The sequence below is a fragment of the Bacillus cereus group sp. MYBK79-1 genome (assembly GCF_051915365.1).
Classification (GTDB): domain Bacteria; phylum Bacillota; class Bacilli; order Bacillales; family Bacillaceae_G; genus Bacillus_A.
The window spans coordinates 108,781-129,123 of record NZ_JBQAEO010000006.1; the positions used below are offsets into that span (position 1 = coordinate 108,781).

Consider the following 20,343-nt stretch of genomic DNA (forward strand, 5'->3'; position numbering starts at 1 on the left):
AAGTCCCTCCTAATTAAATACATCTTTTTTACACCAACTAAACATAGCCGCTATTGCACATCCTCCTAAAATTGTACCATTTATTAGGTAAAATGTTACTTTCCCCTCACTTAATATTCTTAAAATCGATTCACTTCCAATTACAAAATAACTTATTTCTTCACTCACATACAAACAAGCTACTAGTAAACCTACTATCACAAAATATGTAATAATAGAGTTTTGAAACCAAAGACTTACAAAGCTACTCAACATGATTAAAGCACTTGCGATAAACCATAATATTAAATAATATTTTACAGTGTATAAAATAGAGGCACCCGTTCCATAAATGACTTGTTTATCCAAAAAGAATGTCTCCTCTGCGTGCCTTATAAAAAATGTTCCATATATATAACCCTCTATACATGCTATTAACAAAAATAAACTGACAATACTCATTTGAGTAATCCATTTTCCCAATAATAATTCCCACCTACCTACCGGACGGATCATGACAAGACGATATGCGCCAGATGAAATTTCGCTATTAAAACTATCAATAAATAAGATTGGAAAAATTAATAAGAATAGCGTAAAATACCATTCTCTTGTAACTGCAACAGGAAAGTTCAAATTACTTAAGATTGCTTCTGTCCCTTTTGTATCGTAAATAGCAACTCCAAAAGTATGAACCCATACACTGTGCAAAATAAGTAACAGTCCAAAAATAACAATTAATACTTTCGTCTTCTTTCTATCAAACATCCGTTCAAATTCGCTTATAAGTATTTGTCTCATTCTTCACACCTCACACAAAATTATCTTTTTTTCCTATCCAATAAACTGTTACAACATTACAAACAGCAATGTATACAATTAAAATTACAGATCCAAAAAGAATCAGCCGTGAACTACCAGATAAAGCTATAGCAATTCCCTCATGTTGCAATTTAATTAAAGACGAATAATTAATATAAAGAAAAGTCGGTGATTTCCCTATCACTAACGCCATCGCTGGATATCCAAAAGAAAATATAATAAATCCCATACCAAGAAGTGTTGCACTTGTTATCGATTTACTTATAACCGAAAGCATAATTAATATGCTAGCCATCGCTATTAAAGTAAGATAAGCAATCCCATAATAAGAAATACAGTATAAGAAAACGCCAAGTGCATTCGTTTTTTCCGTATGATAAAACAAAAGAATATTCGGTTCATGCTCAAAGAAAATATAACCAATACAATAACTACAAATAAAATAGGCACCTATAAATAGCAAACTTACTGCTAATATCGTAATTATTTTCGCAATAAGAATTTCGGAATACATGTATGACCTTTGGATTACCATCCGAATTTGACCACTGTGATACTCTTGAGCAAACACAAGGACAATCAAAACGAGTAAAACAAGATTACATATACTCATAAGCATTTCTGATAATGCAAGCACTGGGAATGAATTTGCATATGTATAATCAACTGCTATCCTTTCTACTTCTTGATTATGTTTCAAATAGTACTTCGCAGCCCCAAGTAACATCACAGGTATCATCAAAAAACAAAGCCATGTTACTTTCTTAGCCCAAATCCGCTCCCATTCCGAGCGTACTAACATCATCATGAGCTCATCATCTCCACGAAAATATCTTCTAATTCTTTATTTCTTCCTTGTAACTCTTCCGTCGTCCCCCGCCATATTAGTGATCCTTCACGAATCATGACCCATGAATCACACATAAGTTCCAATTCACGAATTAAATGACTAGAAATGAAAAAAGTTATTCCCTTCTCACGCTGTAAATCGAGTACAATTTTACGAAGTTGCTTAATTCCAACTGGATCTAATCCATTAGACGGTTCATCCAAAATGATAAAATCTGGATCCCCAAGAAGCGCCTGCGCAATCCCTAAACGCTGCTTCATCCCTAACGAATACGTACCAACTTTATCGTCAGCACGATTTTCTAAACCGACGACTTCTAATACTTGCTGCACCTTTTTTTCAAGAACTTCTCCACCATTACGTAGCGTAATCCTACCTAAATTCCGTAAATTTTTTCGCCCTGACATATAAGGGAAGAAAATTGGCGCTTCTACAATTGCACCCACATGCTGAAGAGCTTCTTTCCGATTTTTTTGTACGCTACTGCCATTAATTAAGATTTCACCTTCATTTGGTCGAATTAATCCCATAATCGTTCGAATAAGAGTCGTCTTCCCTGAACCATTTGGCCCAACAAAACCACAAATTTCATTTTTATAAACAGAAAAAGACATGTGACTTAACAACGTTCTTCCCTTCACCCTTTTCGTCACATCTCTTACTTCTAAAACCGCTTTTTTCATCCTTACCGCCTCCTTACTACAAGAATAAAAGGTAAAAATAAACAATTTATAAACAAATAAAAAGAAGCTACCTCCACGGCAACTTCTTTTCCACATACCCCAATTGATATTCCTCGAAATATATCAACGATTTTTTTCATTATATTAACGCTTCGACACCCAAAGCGCTCAACATACCCTATCCCCCAAGCAATTTACTGCCGAACTCTACGATTAAAAAGATAATTAATAAGATCGCGAGTATTTTTAATGCTACATATGCCACTTTAAAAACAACATAAATGAGCAAGACGATTAAAATAATCGTTAAAATTTCCATCTAGAATTCCTCCAAGCTTTGCTCTTCATATCTTATTTTACTCGCCCCAGACTTTTTATGGAACGGCATAAAACGACATAGAAAAAAGAGGATACCTCACCCATCGTAAGATACCCTCTCTTTCAGCTGCTCAAACCATTCTCTCTCTAATTGTAAATATCCCATTTCACTATTCTCAGCGCTCTTCAATTCTTTATCCGCTTTCCTCATATAAACGTTGGAAGCTTCCATATCGCCCTCTACATATTTCACAATTCCTTGTGTACGATAATACCCATGTAAGTCTATTTTTGTAATAGCCTTCCCATGTTTCTTCGCTTCTTGCAGAGAAAAACTATCCATTTGATAAAGAGCTTTATATAAAAGATGCCAACTATGAAAACTACTAACGAAATATTTATTTTCTTTTGTTACAGGTAGTTGAACAATTGGTTCTATATATGGTATCGCTCTTTCCATTCCTTCTTGATCGGCTCTGGCATAAAAAACGAGCATAAGTCCGCTCATTATATCTCTTATACTTTTATCTTCTTTTAATTTTTCCTCACTAAGTTCTATTAATCTCTTATCCCAATCTTTCGGCCTTTTATAACTAAATAACTCACTTGATACTTGAATATTATATAAATGCTGCTTCGCCTTTTCATCATCTTTAATTAAAATAAGAAATTGCATACCATCACTCAAAAACGTTCCTTTTATCGGCACAATTGTAAGCACAAAAATGATAAAATGAAAAACAGAAAAATATAAAAGATATTGATAATAACTCACCATGTATATGTAACCGAAAGTAATACAAAATAGTAAACTTGTAATCGGTCCACCTAAAGTCATCCACGCCCATTTTTTTGAAAGGTTCGGTGTCTCTATAGAAGGAGGCACTAACATCGCCACGCCTCCAAAGTACATCCACAATTTATTTTCTCGAATGCGTACTTTCCCCTTCTCTTTTTGAAAAGTAATCGGCCCTACTGTCATGAATTTAAAATTCAAACCACCTATTAAACCAAATACTACATGTCCTAGCTCATGAATAGCTAGCACTAATAAAAAGATTCCAAATAATGCCCATATATCCAACATTACTTCTAATTTCTCAGTTCGAATTACTCCGTATAAAATGGACAAAACTAACGCCACCGTCATAGAACCAGCTGGCCTTCTTAAAATATCCACCTTTTTCTCCCCTTAATAAATCATTTTTCTGTGCATTTCGTACATATATGTTCCAACATGTAAAACCCAAACGAACGAAATCATAATGACCATAAAATAACCTTTCCCATCTAAAAATGCATACACAATCGCCACTAACCACGCACAGGCAAGTGTCATATTTGTGTATTGGTATGCCTTATATCCCGCTTCATGAACAATTTGTTTTTGCCCTTCATCTGCATTCTTTGCCCACATTTCCATTGACTGAGAATACGTAACACTCTGTTCTGGATATAGAGCGTTATACCTTTTCCTCATTACAGATCCTAACCAAGTTATAGCAATAAAGCACACTGTAGATACCACAATACTTACACTAACAAAGAACAAGTTACCCTCACTTGTATACATTCTATAAAAAGCGATAACTGAGCAAACAAACCATGATGGAATAACAATTTCCATTACTCGAAAATAAATAAGCGCTATCCCTAATCTTCGTCCCTTAACATTTTCTTCTTCATCTTTCGTTTGTGCGAGCGCTCTTGTACGCTTCCAAATATAATATATAGCTATTACGCCAAATAAACTCATCATGCCAATGCTAATAACAGGAGATATTTTACTAGTCCCCTCTGTTGCAATATCTCCTACTACATACCCTATAAACCCGCCGCATACCGCTCCTACTAACAGCTTCAGTATAGCCGACATTTTCCCATTTACTCTACTCTTCATCATCCTCTTCCCCCTCCACTAACGTAAATATTTCCTCCACTGGTACATTGAAAATGTGTGCGATTTTTAACGACAATACAATAGATGGTGCATAATCCCCGCGCTCAATTAAACTAATCGTTTGCCGCGATGATCCAATTGCTTTCCCTAAATCCCCTTGTGATAAACGATGCTTTGCCCGCAATTCCCTCACTCGATTTTGAAGCTTCATGTCTTCCCTCTTTTTCGTTTATTTAATTAAAATTGTAAATAATATCCTTATTTTTGTCAATTATAATTGTCATTACGACTATAATAATTGACAAAAATAAAGATGTATTATGATGAAAATAACTTATATAATGAATGTGAAATATTAAACAAAGGAGGTTCCATATGAAGAAAACATCTACCTTTTCTTACATTCTTACTAAGCTTACAGCAGCTTTCTTGTTATTATTACTTATTAGCACGCTTCTCTTAACAACTAGTCAACCAACACTATATAGTTTCTTAACCGGATTACGAGAACTACTATATGTTCCCTTCGTTCCTATTCTTGCTGCATATGCAATTTTTTGTTCTATTTACATCGATAAATTGAAATTAAAAACACATACAAGACTGAAGACATTATTCCTTTATATTTTTTGCGGATATTTATTTTTTCTTCCCTTCCTAATATTTAAAGAAGCGGATCTAAGACAGTTCTTGTTCCTTGGATCAATTGGAGCAATATGTTCTCTTTTTTTCTATTTATGTACAGTTATAGCAACAAAATTTAAGTGGATACAATATGTCGTTCCAGGTATTATGCTTATTATATTTATCACAATCAACTTAATCGATCTAGGAAAGATTGGAACATCAAAAGAACAATGGATCGAAACAAAAACAGAAAACTCTTTCGAAGCATCTTTTCAACATTTTAGTGGTGAACATAAAGTCCCAATTGAACTAAAACGAGGTGACATATTAGAATTCACCATTGAATCACGAGCTGAAAATCCGGATGGATACATGGGAGCCGTAAAAATGGCTAGTGAGTTTCAAGAAGAAGAAAATTATTTAGCTTCAAGCGGCCCTAATACATACCAATTCGCAGCAGTTAAGACGGGAACGTATTACATTATAGTTAATGGAAATAAGTTAAAAGGAAAGTTGAAAATAGATTGGAACATAAAATAAAAAAGGCAGTGCGTCTGCACTGCCCTCCTAAATTTTGACATAGAATGGATTTCATATTAACTTGCGTTTTGTAAGAATACTCGTTTTAACTGTTTGCGGAAACGAACTCCTAACGTAATTGCTACAATCACAATTACTCCAAAAATGATTTTACCGATGTGACCTTCTAGCACTCCAAAAATATCATGTAAGTTGCCACCTAACCAGTAACCACCGATTAAGAAGAATGATACCCAAAATAGAGCACCTGAGTAAATTGTAATTGCAAAACGACGGAATGGTAAGTTAATAATTCCTGCAAAGTATCCTGTAAAATGGCGTACACCAGGAATAAAGAAACCGATAAAAATCAGGAAGTATCCATACTTATCAAACCACATTCTTGTTAAGTCGATTTTTCTTTGTGTTAAAAATACGTATTTCCCATACTTTTGAATAAAGGGCATACCTAATTTATTTCCTAAAAAGTATTGAATTGTCATTCCTACGCTTGTCCCAATAAAGGATAGGATAATTAAAATCGGTAAACTTAAATCACCCTTCTGTGCTAAAAATCCCGCATATGCTAACGTTGGCTCTCCCGGAAACGGAAGTGCAATATATTCTAACAGCAAACCAACAAGTACAACATAGTACCCGTACTGCTGAAATAATTCATGAACCCATTCCATGTCATCTCTCCTTTCAATCACGTACAACTTCTTACTAGTATTGTATAAAAAAATTGTCGAAATAACTATCACAATAGCTTACATTTTTATTACATTTTTGTAAGGCTCACACTAAAGTTTTCTGTTCATTATTTGCTGCTATCCATTATCGTTTTAAAATAAGCTAACAACTATATATCGGACGAAACAAGGGCATTAATATGCATTTTTATCCAGTTTTTAACACTTAAAGTCATCTTATTTTGTTCTCAATAAAAAACCACCACAAACTCATACTAACTTCACATTAGCTTCATATACGTATTGTAAGATTATATCGGAATTTGTTGAAAAATTTAACTAATATATTACTAATCATTAAATTGAATAAATATAAGTCGCTTTTCGAAATTAAAAAAAGGGTGAATAAGAAATGGAAGCTTATAAAATGCACGATTTTATTAATACAAATGTTGAATCTCACCAAAATGAAACCGTTTTTAATTTACACATATGTGAAACAAGTGAATTTGACGTAAGTTTAACAAAATCTACAACACTATCTTTTATCGTTTCAAAAAAGAACATTAAGATTGTTACGAAAAAATGGATTAATTCAAATCAAGAAAGCATGATTGGTAAAAGTTACATCATTCCAACGAAAGCTTTCCACTACTTCTTACCAATTATTTCTGAAACTGAAGATGAGCTAAATATTCAAGTTCAAAGTTTTGGACTACATGGTGAACTTTTACTAAACGAAAGATTACTTATTGATAAAAACAACAAACAAAATCCAAAGATTACTACCTTCTTTGAAACATTAGATGAAAATGTAAATAAAGTATTACGAGGATTGCAAATTCATTGTATGTAAGACTATTACAATAGTAAAAAGGAGAATATAATGAAAAAACTATTATTAAGCGCCCTATTATCATTAGGATTTTTAAGCATCCCGTTCACTGCTGCGGAGGCAGCTACAACGAAAGATCAACTGGTGATACACACGCAGTTAAATAAAATGGATTATTTTCAAAATGGAAAATTCATAAAAAGTTTTACTGTCGCTACTGGAAAAGCTAGCACACCTACACCTAAAGGTACTTTTCAAATTGTTAATAAAATTAAAAACCGTCCTTACTACACAGGAAAAATTAAAGGCGGCGACCCACGTAATCCACTTGGTGACCGTTGGCTAGGATTAAATATGGCTGGAACTTACGGAACAACTTATGCAATTCATGGCACAAACAATAATCAGGCAATCGGCAAATGGACAACACTAGGTTGTATTCGTATGTATAACAATGATATACATTGGTTATTTGAGCGTATTCCTCAGCAGGCTACTGTCACTGTAAAATAACCTAACAACACGATTTACGTGTAGCCAAGAATTTTATGTCTTGGCTTATTTTATTTCTTCATTTACAGTAGCAAAACAACTGTATTTACATATATAATGGGAATAGATTGTGTCAAATGACATTAAAACATTGATAAACATGGATATTAAAATTATACAGTTATAATATTTTATAAATTTTACAATACATACTATAATAGAACTACTGTAATTCTGAAATATTCAGTTTCGCTAAACAACTCCCCTTGCTACTTTTATGATTATTTTATAGCGGGGGCTTATTATATGTATAAACAATCTGAGCCGTTCAAAAATGATGAATTCGAATATTGCAGTAAAAAGCGTTATTTAGGAGGTGTTACTATGACGCATATACTGGTGATTGAAGACAACCCAGATATACAAGAGCTAATTCGTGAATTTCTAATGGCACAAAACTTTACCGTTGATGTCGTTGGCGCTGGAACAGAAGGTATACTTCTTTTCCAAAAAAATTCATACGATCTTGTCCTCCTTGATGTGATGTTACCAGATATAGATGGCTATAGTATTTGTAAAATTATGCGAGGACAATCTGATGTACCAATCATTATGTTAACAGGCTTACATAATGAAGAAAGTGAAATTAAAGGATTTGAATTAGGTATTGATGACTATATTACGAAACCGTTCCATTACACCGTATTTATTAAACGTGTAGAAGCTGTATTAAGAAGGGCAGCAACGAAGGAAGCAGAAACTGCAACTATACTACAATTCCATGAATTGATGTTAAATTCTACAGCATATGCCGCTTATGTTCATGGTAATCAAATTGAATTAACAACAAAGGAATTTGAAATTATTTATACTTTACTGCAAAATCGGGGGAAAGTATTATCAAGAAGTGATTTGCTGAATAAGGTATGGGGCTATGAACATTATGGTGATGTAAGAGTTATAGATACACATATTAAAAATCTAAGAAAAAAATTAGGAATTCCTTATATTAAAACGGTGAAAGGCATTGGCTACAAAATCGAATCGTAGCACAGACAACATCACCAAAAATATTTTCATCAAAACCTTATTATTTTGTATTCTTTTATCACTTTGTCTTTATCAAATTATTTATTTTCTAGCTTCAAACTACGATAGAGAACGTTTTGCGAAAGAAAATGGAGCACTGTCTACAGAACAAGCGGATTCAGACAAACAAAACGACCAAAGTAAAACGAATCAAAATAAAGCTGTATCACAGGGAGATATTTTTAATTTCCAATCTTCGGTTATAGATTATAAATCACTCTCTACAGCTATCAATCACCTTTTGCATCCTAGCCAAACTGCAAAAGCAAAAGAACATACCCAAAATATTGCGGAGAACAATAGCACTTCTGCTCCACCTACAGAAACGGAAAAGCAAGTCGCTACTAATGATGCCTTACATAAACAAAATGCAGCAAAGAACACAAATGATACACAAGATCATCCAAAATTAGCAGATGCACTGCAGCAATTAGCTCCACATATTGGCGTGACAATGCTTGCATTATCTCTACTCGGATCTTTAATTTATACAAAACTAATTGCCAAACCTTTTCAATATATGAGCGATGCTTTAAAAGATATTATGCATCTTGATTTCTCAGATAAAAAAGCACTTAACACAAATACAGACCAAACTGATTTTAATTTAGAAGTAGCTGCTTCACAGGTCCCAAATATTGTGAAGAATTTACATGCCAGCAATCAAGATTTAAGAAATGAGCTCAAAAAGGAACAACAGTTAGAACAATCTCGTAAAGAATTTATGTCTATGGTATCCCATGAATTAAAAACACCAATCGCGGCAGTTATGGGGCAACTCGATGGCATGATTCACGGAATTGGTGCTTATAAAGATAAAGATAAATATTTAAAACGCTCCTATGAGATGATGCAAGATATTAACATATTAACGGAAAAGATGTCAGAATTATCCAAAATACAAAACCCTCAATTTAAACCTGATTTAAAAGTTATCTCATTAACTAATATTATTGAGGATGTTATGAAAAAAGTAGATTACTTTGTATCTGTAAAACAATTAAATGTTCAATCTAACATTAAACAAGATGTACAGGTTTTAGCTGATCCTAAATTTATTCAAACTGCCATTTTTAACATTATTTCAAATGCAATTCACTATACAATTGACCATCAACATGTATATATAAAGCTTTACGAAAAGCCAAACGGTTACGCATTAGAAGTATTAAATACAGGTTCCCAAATAGATGAAGATAAACTTGCCCATTTATTTGAACCATTCTATCGCGCAAACCCTGACAAACATGGCTTAGTACAAGGTAGTGGTCTTGGGTTATACATTGTAAAACAAATACTAGATAAGCATCAATTTCCTTATGGTATACAAAACACACCTCAAGGTGTAAAATGTTCTATTGTATTCCCAAAAGCAATGTAAAAACATACTACAATTTCATACCCCAAATTTATACTTCGTATGAATGGCGGAATTTTGTAGAGTATATTACTCTGTTTCGTTCGCCCGTTATCCTTATTTGGATAGCGGGCGTTTTTTATTATGTAAAAGGAGGATTTTCATGGAGAAATTTAAATATTCATTACTCGTTTTATTCGGAGCTTGTAGCTACGGCGTACTTTCAACTATTTTTAAACTCGGATTCATTAATGGATTTTCAGCACATCAACTATTAGGAGGACAATATGTCTTCGGATGGATTGGGCTTCTTCTGCTCGTTCTTTTCGTTTCACGTCATAAAGTAACAAAAAAGCAATTCTTTTCCTTACTAACAGTTGGCACAACAATGAGTATGACTGGTATATTCTACGCTATTTCTGTAGAAGAACTACCAGCATCTATCGCTGTCGTCCTACTCTTTCAGTTCACATGGATTGGTGTAGTCATTGAAGCAATTGCAAATCGAACATTACCAAGCCGTGAGAAAATTATATCTATCATTATTTTATTTACTGGTACATTGTTTGCAGGCGGTGTCTTTGAAGGTCTCGGACAAAGCTTTTCCACGAAAGGTATTATCTTTGGTTTATTAGCCGCTGTCTCTTTTTCATTCTATGTGTTTGCAAGTGGGCGTGTTGCTACAGAAGTTCCACCTTATACGAAAAGCTTTCTTATGACAACAAGTGCTACCCTTATCGTATGCCTATTCTTCCCGCCAACCTTTTTAACGGATGGTGCCCTGCAAGCCGGTCTTTGGAAATACGCTTTCTTCCTCGGATTGTTCGGTGTTGTCGTACCTGTCATTTGTTTTTCAATTGGCGTACCGAAAGTAGGAACAGGACTTAGTACAATACTAGGAGCAGCTGAATTACCAACGGCCATTATCGCTTCTATTACACTTGTACATGAAGTCGTAACATTCATGCAGTGGATTGGGATACTCTTTATACTACTTGGAATTTTTACTCCTCAGCTGCTTACGGCTAGGAAAGCAAAGAAACATAGAAGCGTGCATAGTGCATAACAAAAGACCTTTCATGTATTTGAAAGGTCTTTTTCTCTCTCTCACTTTACCGCTCCATATAGCTTTTCTATCTCATGCTCAATTTGTTTTACATCGATTCGTTCAAATAGTGGCTGCACACCATCAATTCTATTCGGCAACGCGTTTTGAGGTTCCCAATTTCGTTTCACAATCGATAATGTGTTTCTAACTCTTTCACTTGAAAATGGTAAAAATGGTTCAAGGAGATTTGCAAAATTGGCGATAAGATACACACAGTTATAAATCGTTTCTTCGCATGAAACTGGATCATCTTCTCGTTGTTTCCAAGGCTGCCTCTCATCAAAGTATTTATTTGCAAAACGTACTGCATCAAATATTGTTTCTAGAGCCACTTTAAATTTAGTTTGCTCAATTGATTCTCCTACATTTTTATATAATCCTTCTACTTTATCTTTCAGCTCTACATCAATACTTCCCTTCGGTACAATACCACCATAATATTTTTCAATAAACTTTAATGTCCGGTTCACAAAGTTCCCGTATGCACCTAACAATTCACTATTATGACTGTAAATGAATTCCCGCCATGAAAAATCAGTATCACGATTTTCTGGTGCGTTTACTGTTAAAAAGTAACGAATAGAATCTGGATTGTAGCGTTCTAATATGTCAGGCACCCATACTGCCCAGTTTTTACTTGTAGATAATTTTCTTTTTTCAACTGTTAAATATTCATTTGAAACGATATGACGAGGAATTGCTCCTTCTCCTATTCCAAGCAATACCGCTGGCCAAATGATGGAATGAAACGGAATATTATCCTTTCCGTGTACATAATATGTTTTCGCTTCTTTATCCCAAAACTCTTGATCATCTTTCCCTGTTTCTTCAGCCCAATGTTTACTCGCCGAATAATATCCTGTCACTGCTTCAATCCATACGTAAATTTTCTTATCTTCATACCCTTCTACTGGAATTGGTACCCCAATTGGTAAATCACGTGATACGGCCCTATCTTGTAATCCTTCCTTTACATATCTCTCTGTTAGTTGAATCGCATTGTCGCGCCATGTTCCTGTTTGTTTTGCGATTTCTACAGCCGTTTTGATTTGCTCCTGAAATGTATGCAATGCGAAATAGAAATGCTCCGTTTCCTGCACAGACGGTGTACTACCACATAACTTACATTTCTTTTCTAACAAATCGAGTGGATCTAAAATAGCTGAACATGCATCGCATTGATCTCCTCTTGCTGCTTCATGGCAATGTGGACAAATGCCTTCTACATAACGATCAGGTAAAAACTGCGTACACGTTTCACAATACGCTTGTTCCACTGTTTTTTTATAAATATAGCCTTCTTCTAATAAACGTAAAAAGACATTTTGAACAGTTTCATGATGGTGCTCACTATCTGTACGTGTATAGCAATCATAAGTAAAACCAAGGCTACGAAAACATCGCTGGAACTCTTCATGATACTTATCAGCAATTTCCTTCGCCGTCACACCCTCTTGTTTTGCCCTAATTGCAATCGGTGTTCCATTACAATCACTTCCCGAAACATACAACACATTCTCCCCTTTTGCCCGGTAATAACGTGCTAAAATATCTCCAGGTAATAAACTCGCAATATGTCCAAGATGTAACGAACCATTTGCATACGGCCAAGCGCCTCCAATAAAAATACTCATCTTACATTCCTCCTTTTAAATATAAAAAAGCCCCGCCCTTATCTTAAAAAAGATAAGGGCGGGGCTGTATAAACAGTCGCGGTACCACCTTATTTCGCCAATTACTCACATAATTAGCCTTAACAAGTACGGAGCTATATGCTCTTATACTGTGGTTTTGATAACGAGTACCAACTCTCGTCGCCGCCTACTATTATCATGTGATAAGTTCAGGACGAAGCTCAAAGGCCATTGTTCAAATGAATATTCTTGCTTCTTCTCAGCTACCGAAGCTCTCTGGACAGAATGACTTCATTCTACTTTTCCTTTTCAACGCTTTTATATATAACACGTATTTTACGACTTAATCGCAGAAAAATCAAACTTAAATTCAAAAAAAAGGAAATCCCCTTCTCACACAGAATAACTATACGTTCACAAAAGGAGTGATTCGATTGAATCAAAAACAACTAAGTAAACGTAATGAAAAAAGCTGGAATGCAGCTGCTTATGAAGCTTGGACAAATCGCCACGGAGCTCCAGCCGATTATGCGAAAAAGCTCATGGAAGACCCCGTGCGCGAGGTAGATCACTATTTACCTTACATACAATTTCCAAAAGGAAAACGTATTATTAATTTACTTGGTTCAAAAGGCAATAAAGCCGTCGCTCTCGCTCTTTTAGGAGCTGACGTAACAGTTGTTGATATTTCAGCAAGTAATGCAAAATATGCAAATGAACTTGCGGAAGCAGCAGGTGTCTCTATCCAGTATGTTATTTCTGATGTATTAGATGTAAAGCTCTCCGAATCATTTGATATCGTACTGCTGGAACTTGGTGTACTCCATTACTTTTTAGATTTAAAACCACTCTTTCAAAAAATTGCTACCTTACTTAAGCAAAATGGAACGCTTATCCTTCGTGACTATCATCCTGTTTACACGAAATTATTAGGAGTAGACCACCCATCATTTCGGGCCAATGGAAATTATTTCGATGAAGAATTAATTGAAGATGATGTTGCTTATAGCATCCTTCTTACAGAAGCGCAGAAAGAAGCGTTACCGAAAACAACCATCCGTCGCTGGACACTAGGAGAAATCATTACAACACTTGCGGAAGAACATTTTAAAATTGAAAAACTAGTTGAAGAACACGGGTCTCATCAAAGGTGGGTCTTCCCTCCTACTGCACCAGAAGGAATGGAAGAACGTGTGCCTGGTTTATATACATTAATTGCGACAGCATGCAAAAAAGGATCCCTTCACGGATAGGATCCTTTTTGCATGCTTACGCATATAAGTTGAGGTTGGAGATTACCATAATTCTGTAGAATAGGACACAAGATATTTCAACATTTCGTCTCTGACTTACGTCGTCAAAAAGGGGTATGACCAACATAACGAAGAGTAATGTTACAGTTGATACTGATAATCGTTATCAACTAATTAGAAGTATACATGATGTAATTTCAAATTACAATAGTATTTCTCATTTTTATTTATGAATTTTTTGATATATAAATGTATACATTTTAAGAACATTTACTCATATCAATCTGCCATCTTCCATTATCTTCTATAATTTTCATTGAACAGATTAATAACTTCATAATGATGTTTTTATTAATTCTGCTCTTAATATTTATAAATTATAATAAATAGTTTTTAAAGGTAGGGGTAACGATGAAATATGTTGGTATTCGAAAAAAACTACTGTTCACACTCTTAAGCATTTCTTCTTTATTTAGCATCGCTCTTATTGTTATTCTTTCATTCACTATGAGCCAAGCAAGCGAAATTGAAACATTAAAAAATGATGTATCAAAACGAGCAACCATTTTAAAAGAACGTGGTGATTGGTTCCAAGCACAAGTTGCTGGTTTACAAGAATACTTACTATCACATGATCAAAAAGGATTGGATAAATTCAACCGAGAAGGAAAAAAACTAGCTGATACTAGAGAAAAAGTAACAAATGATAAAAAACTCCCAGAAGGAATGAAAGAAGCAATTTTAATGGGGGCAAAGTGGCGGAGCGTCATAGATAATGAAGTACTCCCTCTCGCTCGTGAAGGAAAATGGGACGAAGCATCCAAAATCGCTTTAGCTCAAACTGATTATGTAAACGACCTTTTAAGTCGCTTTACTAAATATGCAAATGAAGAAAATGATAAACGTGACGCATTAATTGCTGAAGTCGAGTCTTCTTCATCTCTTATTCAATATATTATTTTCTTCTCCCTCATTACATGTACAGTAACATCCATTTTATTAGCATGGTGGTTCTCTGGCAAACTCGTTAAACCGATACGACAAATTGATGAGAAATTAAAAGAATTAGCTTCTCAAGATGGCGATTTAACCGCTAGATTGCACGTAACGAGTAAAGATGAAATTGGGGATATCGCCCATTCCTTTAATCAAATGCTCACTAACTTACAACGTATCATACAACAAGTACAACAAACATCAACAAGTGTAAAAGAAGCGTCTGAAAATGTGTTTATGGAAACAACTGCTTCTATGGAAAACACAGCAAAAACCGAGGAAACTATGAATGCTCTTGAGCATAATATTCGTTCACAAGTTTCCAGCATCGAAGAAAGTTCAACTGCGATGGATGATATGGCAACGAGTGTTCAGCGTATTGCAGAATCCGCCTCTTCTGTTGCTAGCCTAGCTGTGACAACTTCAGAAAAAGCAGATAGTGGGAATAAAGTCATTGAGAAATCTATTACACAAATGCATACCATTAACGAAGCTGTTAATGCTACATCACAAGTAGTAGAGAGACTCATTACACATACAAATCATATTGATACTGCACTTCAATCTATTTCTAATATTGCGGAACAAACGAATTTACTCGCTTTAAATGCTTCTATTGAAGCGGCCCGTGCCGGCGAACATGGAAAAGGATTCGCTGTTGTTGCCGATGAAGTACGAAAACTTGCTGAACAATCTAAAATAGCAGCAACTGACATTAACCATTTACTTCATCACATTCAAGCCGATACAAAAATAGCAAATGAAATGATGGCGCAAGGTCAGTCAGAGGCTTCTGAAGGAATTACAGTCATTCGTACCGCTGGATCTTCATTCTCAGAAATTGTTAACCACATTAATAAAGTCTCTACACAAATACAAGAAATGTCTGCAACTGCTGAAGAAATGGCCGCAAGTTCTGAAGAAATGAATGCGTCTTTAAATAACATCGCTTCTATTTCAAATGAAGTTGCCGCCGAAACATCACAAACAGCAAATTCAGCTGGTGATCAAGTAAACAAAATGAGTGTCGTCGCTAAAAAAGCGTCTGAAATGAAAACGACTGTGCAAGAACTTGAGGTTCTCGTTTCTCATTTCAAAACACATGCTTAAAGTGAAAAAAGAGAGATTTACAAATTCTCTTTTTTTACCTTAAAGTATCTCTTTCTATCTCTCATTCCGTCTGCTATAATTCCTAAAGGAAAGAAGAAAGCTTTATTCCAGATGGAGTAAAGCTTTCTTTCAATTTTTTACATTTATTAATTCTAATACTATGATTTCAAAAGGAGGATTTTTATCATATGAATTTTATTAGCATTCGAAAAAAACTAATGTTCATGATGGGAACGATTTGTGCTTTATTTGCCATCGCCTTAGCTTTTATTTTATTTTTTACCATCGGTCAATCTCGTCAAACTGAAGCATTACAAAAGGAAATTTCTCCCCTGGCAACACAATTAAAAGAGCGCGGAGACGCTTATCAAGTACAGCTCTCTGCTTTAAGAGGTTATTTATTACAACGTGATCAAGTCGAATTAGACAAGTTTAATGAGATGAGTAAACTTCTTGAAGATAAGAAGGATGAGCTTCTTTCAAATCCTAATCTTTCTCAATCTGTGAAAAACACAATGGAATCAGGATCGGCTTGGAGAAAATTTATTGAAGAAAAAGTTTTCACTCTTGCAAAAGAACAAAAGTGGGAAGAGGCTTTACAAGTAGCTTATGCAGAAAATGGTACTGTTTATAAAGTAATTGGTGACTTCACAAATTATAGTAATGAACAAGCTAAGTTACGTGAGCAATCTATCGAAAAAATTGATCAATCTTCACTACAAATTGAATATGTGGTCTTCTTATCACTTGTTATTTGTATTATCGTAGCGCTCACTCTTGCATGGTGGTTCTCTGGTAAACTTGTAAAACCAATTCAACAAATTGATAGTAAACTAAAAGAATTATCATCTCAAGAAGGTGACTTAACAGCCCGCCTACAAGTAAATAGTAATGATGAAATTGGTACGATTGCAACATCGTTTAATAAAATGTTAGAAAACCTACAACATATCATCAATCGTGTTCAAAAAACATCCGTGGAAGTACAAAATGCTTCTGAAAATATGCTAGAAAAGACGAATATATCACGTGAGGCAACGATAAAAGTTCAAAGCTCGATGTCTAGCTTAAATGCAAGTATTCAATCGCAAACTGCTAGCATGGAAGAAAGCTCAACTGCAATGGACGATATGGCAGTAAGCGTTCAGCGTATTGCTGAATCAGCTTCATCTGTAACTGAACTTGCTGTAACTACATCGGAACAAGCTAATGATGGAAGTACTGTTATTCAAAAATCCGTTTCACAAATGACAACGATACACGACGCGGTACATGCTACGTCAGAAGTGATCGAACGTCTAATCACACACACGAAATATATTGATACAGCTGTACAATCTATTTCTAATATCGCAGAACAAACAAACTTACTTGCTTTAAATGCATCTATCGAAGCAGCTCGTGCTGGCGAACAAGGAAAAGGTTTCGCTGTCGTAGCTGACGAAGTTCGAAAACTTGCTGAACAATCTAAAACAGCGGCAACTGATATTAACCAATTACTACATCAAATTCAACAAGACACTGAAACTGCAAGCTCTATGATGTCACAAGGCCGTTCTGAGGCATTTGAGGGCATTCATGTCATTCGTGAAGCTGGCAATTCTTTCACAACGATTGTGGAACAAGTAAATAAAGTATCTACTCAAATGCAAGACATCTCAGCAACTGCTGAGGAAATGGCTGCAAGTGCTGAAGAAATGAACGCTTCACTGAATAACATCGCTTCTATTTCAACTGACGTGTCTAGTGAAACAGCGGCAACAGCACAATCTGCTGAGAAAAAAGTCATTACAATGAATGAGATGACACAAACTGCTAGACAAATGAAACAAACAGTTGAAGAATTAGATCAACTCGTATCTCATTTCAAAACTGAATAGCTTTCAAAAAATATTCCTCTTCCAAGAGGAATATTTTTTTGAGCTCATTCCCTGCATATTATATATATATCCGTTATAATGAGAATCGATATCATTAATTATGCAGGGGGTGCTACACATGTCACAACAAGCATTTGAAGAAAAGTTATATGCCAATTTAGAAGCTGTTATTGACCCTGAACTGGGTGTTGATATTATCAATCTTGGATTAGTTTATGACGTTACAGCAGATGAAAATAATAATGCTGTCATTACAATGACAATGACTTCTATCGGTTGTCCAATGGCTGGGCAAATTGTATCAGACGTTAAAAAAGTATTATCAACGAACGTACCGGAAGTCAATGAAATAGAAGTAAATGTCGTTTGGAATCCGCCTTGGTCTAAAGAGCGTATGTCACGTATGGCGAAAATCGCATTAGGTGTTCGCGACTAAATAAAGTGAAACTTTAATCAGTGGGTGGGGGTCTTACTGCCCATTAAAGCGGGATAAAGAAAGACCTGACATCCTAGTCAGGTCTTTTTCTCTTATTATTTTACACCTACTGCATCATAAGCTTTCGTTACAGCTTGTACAGCTTTAGAGTTTTTACCATATAAATCTTCTGCTGACTGAAGAGCAGCTTGACGCATCATCTTAAAGTCAGAGTTTGCAGTTAAATATTTCGTAAGAGCACGGTAGTAAATTTTTTCTGTCGCTTCACGGCCTACTCCAGTTACTTTCACACCGTAATGCTCTCCCCCATCAGACACTAAATATGCAGCTTTATTGTTAATACTACTGTTAATATGAACGCCGCCATTATCAGCTGTTCCAGTGTAGCGTTTATTGTAATGATCTGGGTAACCTTCACCTGGTTTTAATGGATTTGGAATAGATGCTGGATCTTTCAGAGAACGAAGTGCATCACCAGGTTTTCCAGGTGTATAAATGTCAGCACCTAAATCCCAGCTCTTCTTCTCAACCATGACACCCATAATATCAGATAACGATTCATTTAACGCACCTGACTCATTTTTATAAACAAGGTTTGCTGTATGTTCAGTTACAGCATGCGTTAATTCGTGACCGATAACATCTAGCCCAGCAGATAACGGCACAAATGTTGTACCATCACCATCGCCATACATCATCTGAATACCATTCCAAGCTGCGTTATTCCAGCTTTCACCTACGTGAACAGAGGAAATTAGCTTCGCACCTTTATCATCGAAAGAGTTACGATTAAATGTCTTTTTGTAGTAATCATATACTTTCCCTGCATTTACATGCGCATCAACCGCTGCTTTGTCATCAAAGAATTTATTTTTACTTTCTACCTCAATACCTGTATGTCCGAACCATTGTGAGAATATATTAAACAAGTTTTCATCCATATTCTCTGCATCAAATGTATGAACACCTTGTCCACGTTTACCATCAAATAAATGGAATGCTCCTGTTTTCTCATCTTGCGCAATTTCAAATGATTGTTTAGCGCCTAATACTCCGTAACCAAATCCTGTAATGTGATCTACAGCATTATATTTCTCAATCACATTTCCATTTGTCGCATCAACAAAATAATGCCAATATCCTGGAGCTGGCTTTGAAATTGATGCTTTCACTAAGTATGCAAGATAGTAATTCCCATCTTTTTCATACACATATAAATCTTTTTTCACACCGTCATAATTCTTTACTGCACCAATTTCTTTCTCAATATCTGCCTTTGCAATTGTTTCTGCTTGCTCTGCGCTAATTTTTGCAAACGTAGGAATATTTTTATCCTCTAAATTCGGAATAACTTGTCCGAAGAATGCTTTTACATTATTTTCTTTATCTAGTGTAACAGTTTGATCTGAACCGTACACAGGAATGTTATTATGTTTTTCAACTAGCTTCACGTGTGTTGTGCCGGATTCAGCATCTTTTTCCTCCCCAACGACATTGAAGTGTTTATCAATATTTCCTGCTAATTTGAACATATCTTTCTTACTCTCTAAATATTGAAAGACCGTTTCTTTTTTATCTAGTCCTTCTGGTGCTTTCCATTCTTCACCTATGTATGCAGGTGTTTTAAACTCTTGATGATATTGAATTTTTTGTTCTTCTGCTTTCGTTGTCGTTGCTCCAAATGTTCCAAATCCCCCGGCTATAACAGTTAACGCTAATGCTGATGAAATGACTTGCTTTTTCACTATAACATTCCCCATTCC

Annotated in this window: 20 protein-coding genes and 1 other annotated feature; of the genes, 10 read left to right on the forward strand and 10 right to left on the reverse strand. The window is 35.1% G+C overall.

Annotated features, from left to right (window positions below):
- Positions 1–9 precede the first annotated feature (9 nt).
- The 7 genes from ACTFOB_RS12525 to ACTFOB_RS12555 all read right to left on the reverse strand — a co-directional run bounded on the left by ACTFOB_RS12525 (position 10) and on the right by ACTFOB_RS12555 (position 4,763).
- Complete coding sequence (locus tag ACTFOB_RS12525) at positions 10–780, reverse strand: ABC transporter permease (protein WP_440026205.1); 771 nt, start codon at positions 778–780, stop codon at positions 10–12.
- A gap of 10 nt (positions 781–790) precedes the next feature.
- The gene (locus ACTFOB_RS12530) at positions 791–1,609 is read right to left on the reverse strand and encodes an ABC transporter permease subunit (RefSeq protein WP_440026208.1); all 819 of its coding nucleotides are present in this window, start codon (positions 1,607–1,609) and stop codon (positions 791–793) included.
- Positions 1,606–2,334, reverse strand: coding sequence for an ABC transporter ATP-binding protein (locus ACTFOB_RS12535; protein WP_440026210.1), 729 nt, complete (start codon positions 2,332–2,334; stop codon positions 1,606–1,608). Before ACTFOB_RS12535 ends, ACTFOB_RS12530 begins: the two co-directional genes overlap by 4 nt.
- 178 nt (positions 2,335–2,512) lie before the next feature.
- Positions 2,513–2,653, reverse strand: coding sequence for a DUF3985 family protein (locus ACTFOB_RS12540; protein WP_000404784.1), 141 nt, complete (start codon positions 2,651–2,653; stop codon positions 2,513–2,515).
- A 96-nt stretch (positions 2,654–2,749) separates the two neighbouring features.
- A complete protein-coding gene (locus tag ACTFOB_RS12545; protein ID WP_440026392.1) occupies positions 2,750–3,802 on the reverse strand; it encodes a M50 family metallopeptidase in 1,053 nt (350 codons plus the stop codon).
- Between the two features lie 42 nt (positions 3,803–3,844).
- Complete coding sequence (locus ACTFOB_RS12550; protein ID WP_440026393.1) at positions 3,845–4,528, reverse strand: DUF3169 family protein; 684 nt, start codon at positions 4,526–4,528, stop codon at positions 3,845–3,847.
- Between the two features lie 13 nt (positions 4,529–4,541).
- A complete protein-coding gene (locus tag ACTFOB_RS12555) occupies positions 4,542–4,763 on the reverse strand; it encodes a helix-turn-helix transcriptional regulator (protein ID WP_000776157.1) in 222 nt (73 codons plus the stop codon).
- Between the two features lie 164 nt (positions 4,764–4,927).
- Between ACTFOB_RS12555 and ACTFOB_RS12560 the strand changes: the two genes are divergently transcribed.
- The gene (locus ACTFOB_RS12560) at positions 4,928–5,719 is read left to right on the forward strand and encodes a hypothetical protein (RefSeq protein WP_440026212.1); all 792 of its coding nucleotides are present in this window, start codon (positions 4,928–4,930) and stop codon (positions 5,717–5,719) included.
- A 56-nt stretch (positions 5,720–5,775) separates the two neighbouring features.
- Here the strand turns inward: ACTFOB_RS12560 and ACTFOB_RS12565 are convergent, their stop codons facing one another.
- Positions 5,776–6,390 carry a DedA family protein gene (locus ACTFOB_RS12565; RefSeq protein WP_440026214.1) on the reverse strand — a complete coding sequence of 205 codons (615 nt, stop codon included), beginning with the start codon at positions 6,388–6,390 and terminating at the stop codon, positions 5,776–5,778.
- A 412-nt stretch (positions 6,391–6,802) separates the two neighbouring features.
- On the opposite strand from ACTFOB_RS12565, the gene ACTFOB_RS12570 reads away from it, so the two are divergent.
- The 5 genes from ACTFOB_RS12570 (at position 6,803) to ACTFOB_RS12590 (ending at position 11,229) form a co-directional block, all read left to right on the forward strand.
- Positions 6,803–7,246, forward strand: coding sequence for a DUF3978 family protein (locus ACTFOB_RS12570; RefSeq protein ID WP_000388758.1), 444 nt, complete (start codon positions 6,803–6,805; stop codon positions 7,244–7,246).
- 30 nt (positions 7,247–7,276) lie between these two features.
- Positions 7,277–7,738: a L,D-transpeptidase gene (locus ACTFOB_RS12575; RefSeq protein WP_440026216.1), complete on the forward strand. Its 462-nt coding sequence runs from the start codon at positions 7,277–7,279 to the stop codon at positions 7,736–7,738.
- A 363-nt stretch (positions 7,739–8,101) separates the two neighbouring features.
- On the forward strand, positions 8,102–8,767 hold the full coding sequence (locus ACTFOB_RS12580; RefSeq protein WP_002145008.1) for a response regulator transcription factor: 666 nt from the start codon (positions 8,102–8,104) through the stop codon (positions 8,765–8,767).
- On the forward strand, positions 8,745–10,187 hold the full coding sequence (locus ACTFOB_RS12585; RefSeq protein WP_440026218.1) for a sensor histidine kinase: 1,443 nt from the start codon (positions 8,745–8,747) through the stop codon (positions 10,185–10,187). Before ACTFOB_RS12580 ends, ACTFOB_RS12585 begins: the two co-directional genes overlap by 23 nt.
- Positions 10,188–10,326: 139 nt before the next feature.
- Entirely contained in the window at positions 10,327–11,229 is a 903-nt protein-coding gene (locus ACTFOB_RS12590; protein ID WP_440026220.1) for an EamA family transporter, read from the forward strand.
- Between the two features lie 41 nt (positions 11,230–11,270).
- Here ACTFOB_RS12590 and metG read toward each other — a convergent pair whose 3' ends face one another.
- Positions 11,271–12,905, reverse strand: coding sequence for a methionine--tRNA ligase (metG, locus tag ACTFOB_RS12595; RefSeq protein WP_440026222.1), 1,635 nt, complete (start codon positions 12,903–12,905; stop codon positions 11,271–11,273).
- 51 nt (positions 12,906–12,956) lie between these two features.
- Positions 12,957–13,227, reverse strand: a binding site (T-box leader).
- 112 nt (positions 13,228–13,339) lie between these two features.
- Here metG and ACTFOB_RS12600 point away from each other — a divergent pair.
- From ACTFOB_RS12600 to ACTFOB_RS12615, 4 genes are all read left to right on the forward strand, one after another.
- Entirely contained in the window at positions 13,340–14,158 is an 819-nt protein-coding gene (locus ACTFOB_RS12600; RefSeq protein ID WP_440026223.1) for a class I SAM-dependent methyltransferase, read from the forward strand.
- A 411-nt stretch (positions 14,159–14,569) separates the two neighbouring features.
- Positions 14,570–16,264 carry a methyl-accepting chemotaxis protein gene (locus tag ACTFOB_RS12605; protein WP_440026225.1) on the forward strand — a complete coding sequence of 565 codons (1,695 nt, stop codon included), beginning with the start codon at positions 14,570–14,572 and terminating at the stop codon, positions 16,262–16,264.
- A gap of 188 nt (positions 16,265–16,452) precedes the next feature.
- Positions 16,453–18,144, forward strand: coding sequence for a methyl-accepting chemotaxis protein (locus ACTFOB_RS12610; protein WP_440026227.1), 1,692 nt, complete (start codon positions 16,453–16,455; stop codon positions 18,142–18,144).
- A gap of 118 nt (positions 18,145–18,262) precedes the next feature.
- Positions 18,263–18,580 carry a metal-sulfur cluster assembly factor gene (locus ACTFOB_RS12615; RefSeq protein ID WP_440026229.1) on the forward strand — a complete coding sequence of 106 codons (318 nt, stop codon included), beginning with the start codon at positions 18,263–18,265 and terminating at the stop codon, positions 18,578–18,580.
- Positions 18,581–18,675: 95 nt separating this feature from the next.
- Here ACTFOB_RS12615 and nprB read toward each other — a convergent pair whose 3' ends face one another.
- The gene (gene nprB / locus ACTFOB_RS12620) at positions 18,676–20,325 is read right to left on the reverse strand and encodes a neutral protease NprB (protein ID WP_440026396.1); all 1,650 of its coding nucleotides are present in this window, start codon (positions 20,323–20,325) and stop codon (positions 18,676–18,678) included.
- Positions 20,326–20,343 lie beyond the last annotated feature (18 nt).

Excerpts from the sequence above, each read along its gene's own strand:
- ACTFOB_RS12565 (WP_440026214.1), bottom strand. The coding sequence starts at position 6,390 with ATGGAATGGGTTCATGAATTATTTCAGCAGTACGGGTACTATGTTGTA.
- ACTFOB_RS12580 (WP_002145008.1), top strand. The coding sequence starts at position 8,102 with ATGACGCATATACTGGTGATTGAAGACAACCCAGATATACAAGAGCTA.
- ACTFOB_RS12560 (WP_440026212.1), top strand. The coding sequence starts at position 4,928 with ATGAAGAAAACATCTACCTTTTCTTACATTCTTACTAAGCTTACAGCA.
- ACTFOB_RS12575 (WP_440026216.1), top strand. The coding sequence starts at position 7,277 with ATGAAAAAACTATTATTAAGCGCCCTATTATCATTAGGATTTTTAAGC.
- metG (WP_440026222.1), bottom strand. The coding sequence starts at position 12,905 with ATGAGTATTTTTATTGGAGGCGCTTGGCCGTATGCAAATGGTTCGTTA.
- ACTFOB_RS12550 (WP_440026393.1), bottom strand. The coding sequence starts at position 4,528 with ATGTCGGCTATACTGAAGCTGTTAGTAGGAGCGGTATGCGGCGGGTTT.
- ACTFOB_RS12605 (WP_440026225.1), top strand. The coding sequence starts at position 14,570 with ATGAAATATGTTGGTATTCGAAAAAAACTACTGTTCACACTCTTAAGC.
- ACTFOB_RS12525 (WP_440026205.1), bottom strand. The coding sequence starts at position 780 with ATGAGACAAATACTTATAAGCGAATTTGAACGGATGTTTGATAGAAAG.
- ACTFOB_RS12590 (WP_440026220.1), top strand. The coding sequence starts at position 10,327 with ATGGAGAAATTTAAATATTCATTACTCGTTTTATTCGGAGCTTGTAGC.
- ACTFOB_RS12540 (WP_000404784.1), bottom strand. The coding sequence starts at position 2,653 with ATGGAAATTTTAACGATTATTTTAATCGTCTTGCTCATTTATGTTGTT.
- ACTFOB_RS12555 (WP_000776157.1), bottom strand. The coding sequence starts at position 4,763 with ATGAAGCTTCAAAATCGAGTGAGGGAATTGCGGGCAAAGCATCGTTTA.
- ACTFOB_RS12535 (WP_440026210.1), bottom strand. The coding sequence starts at position 2,334 with ATGAAAAAAGCGGTTTTAGAAGTAAGAGATGTGACGAAAAGGGTGAAG.
- ACTFOB_RS12615 (WP_440026229.1), top strand. The coding sequence starts at position 18,263 with ATGTCACAACAAGCATTTGAAGAAAAGTTATATGCCAATTTAGAAGCT.
- ACTFOB_RS12530 (WP_440026208.1), bottom strand. The coding sequence starts at position 1,609 with ATGATGATGTTAGTACGCTCGGAATGGGAGCGGATTTGGGCTAAGAAA.
- ACTFOB_RS12570 (WP_000388758.1), top strand. The coding sequence starts at position 6,803 with ATGGAAGCTTATAAAATGCACGATTTTATTAATACAAATGTTGAATCT.
- ACTFOB_RS12545 (WP_440026392.1), bottom strand. The coding sequence starts at position 3,802 with ATGACGGTGGCGTTAGTTTTGTCCATTTTATACGGAGTAATTCGAACT.
- ACTFOB_RS12610 (WP_440026227.1), top strand. The coding sequence starts at position 16,453 with ATGAATTTTATTAGCATTCGAAAAAAACTAATGTTCATGATGGGAACG.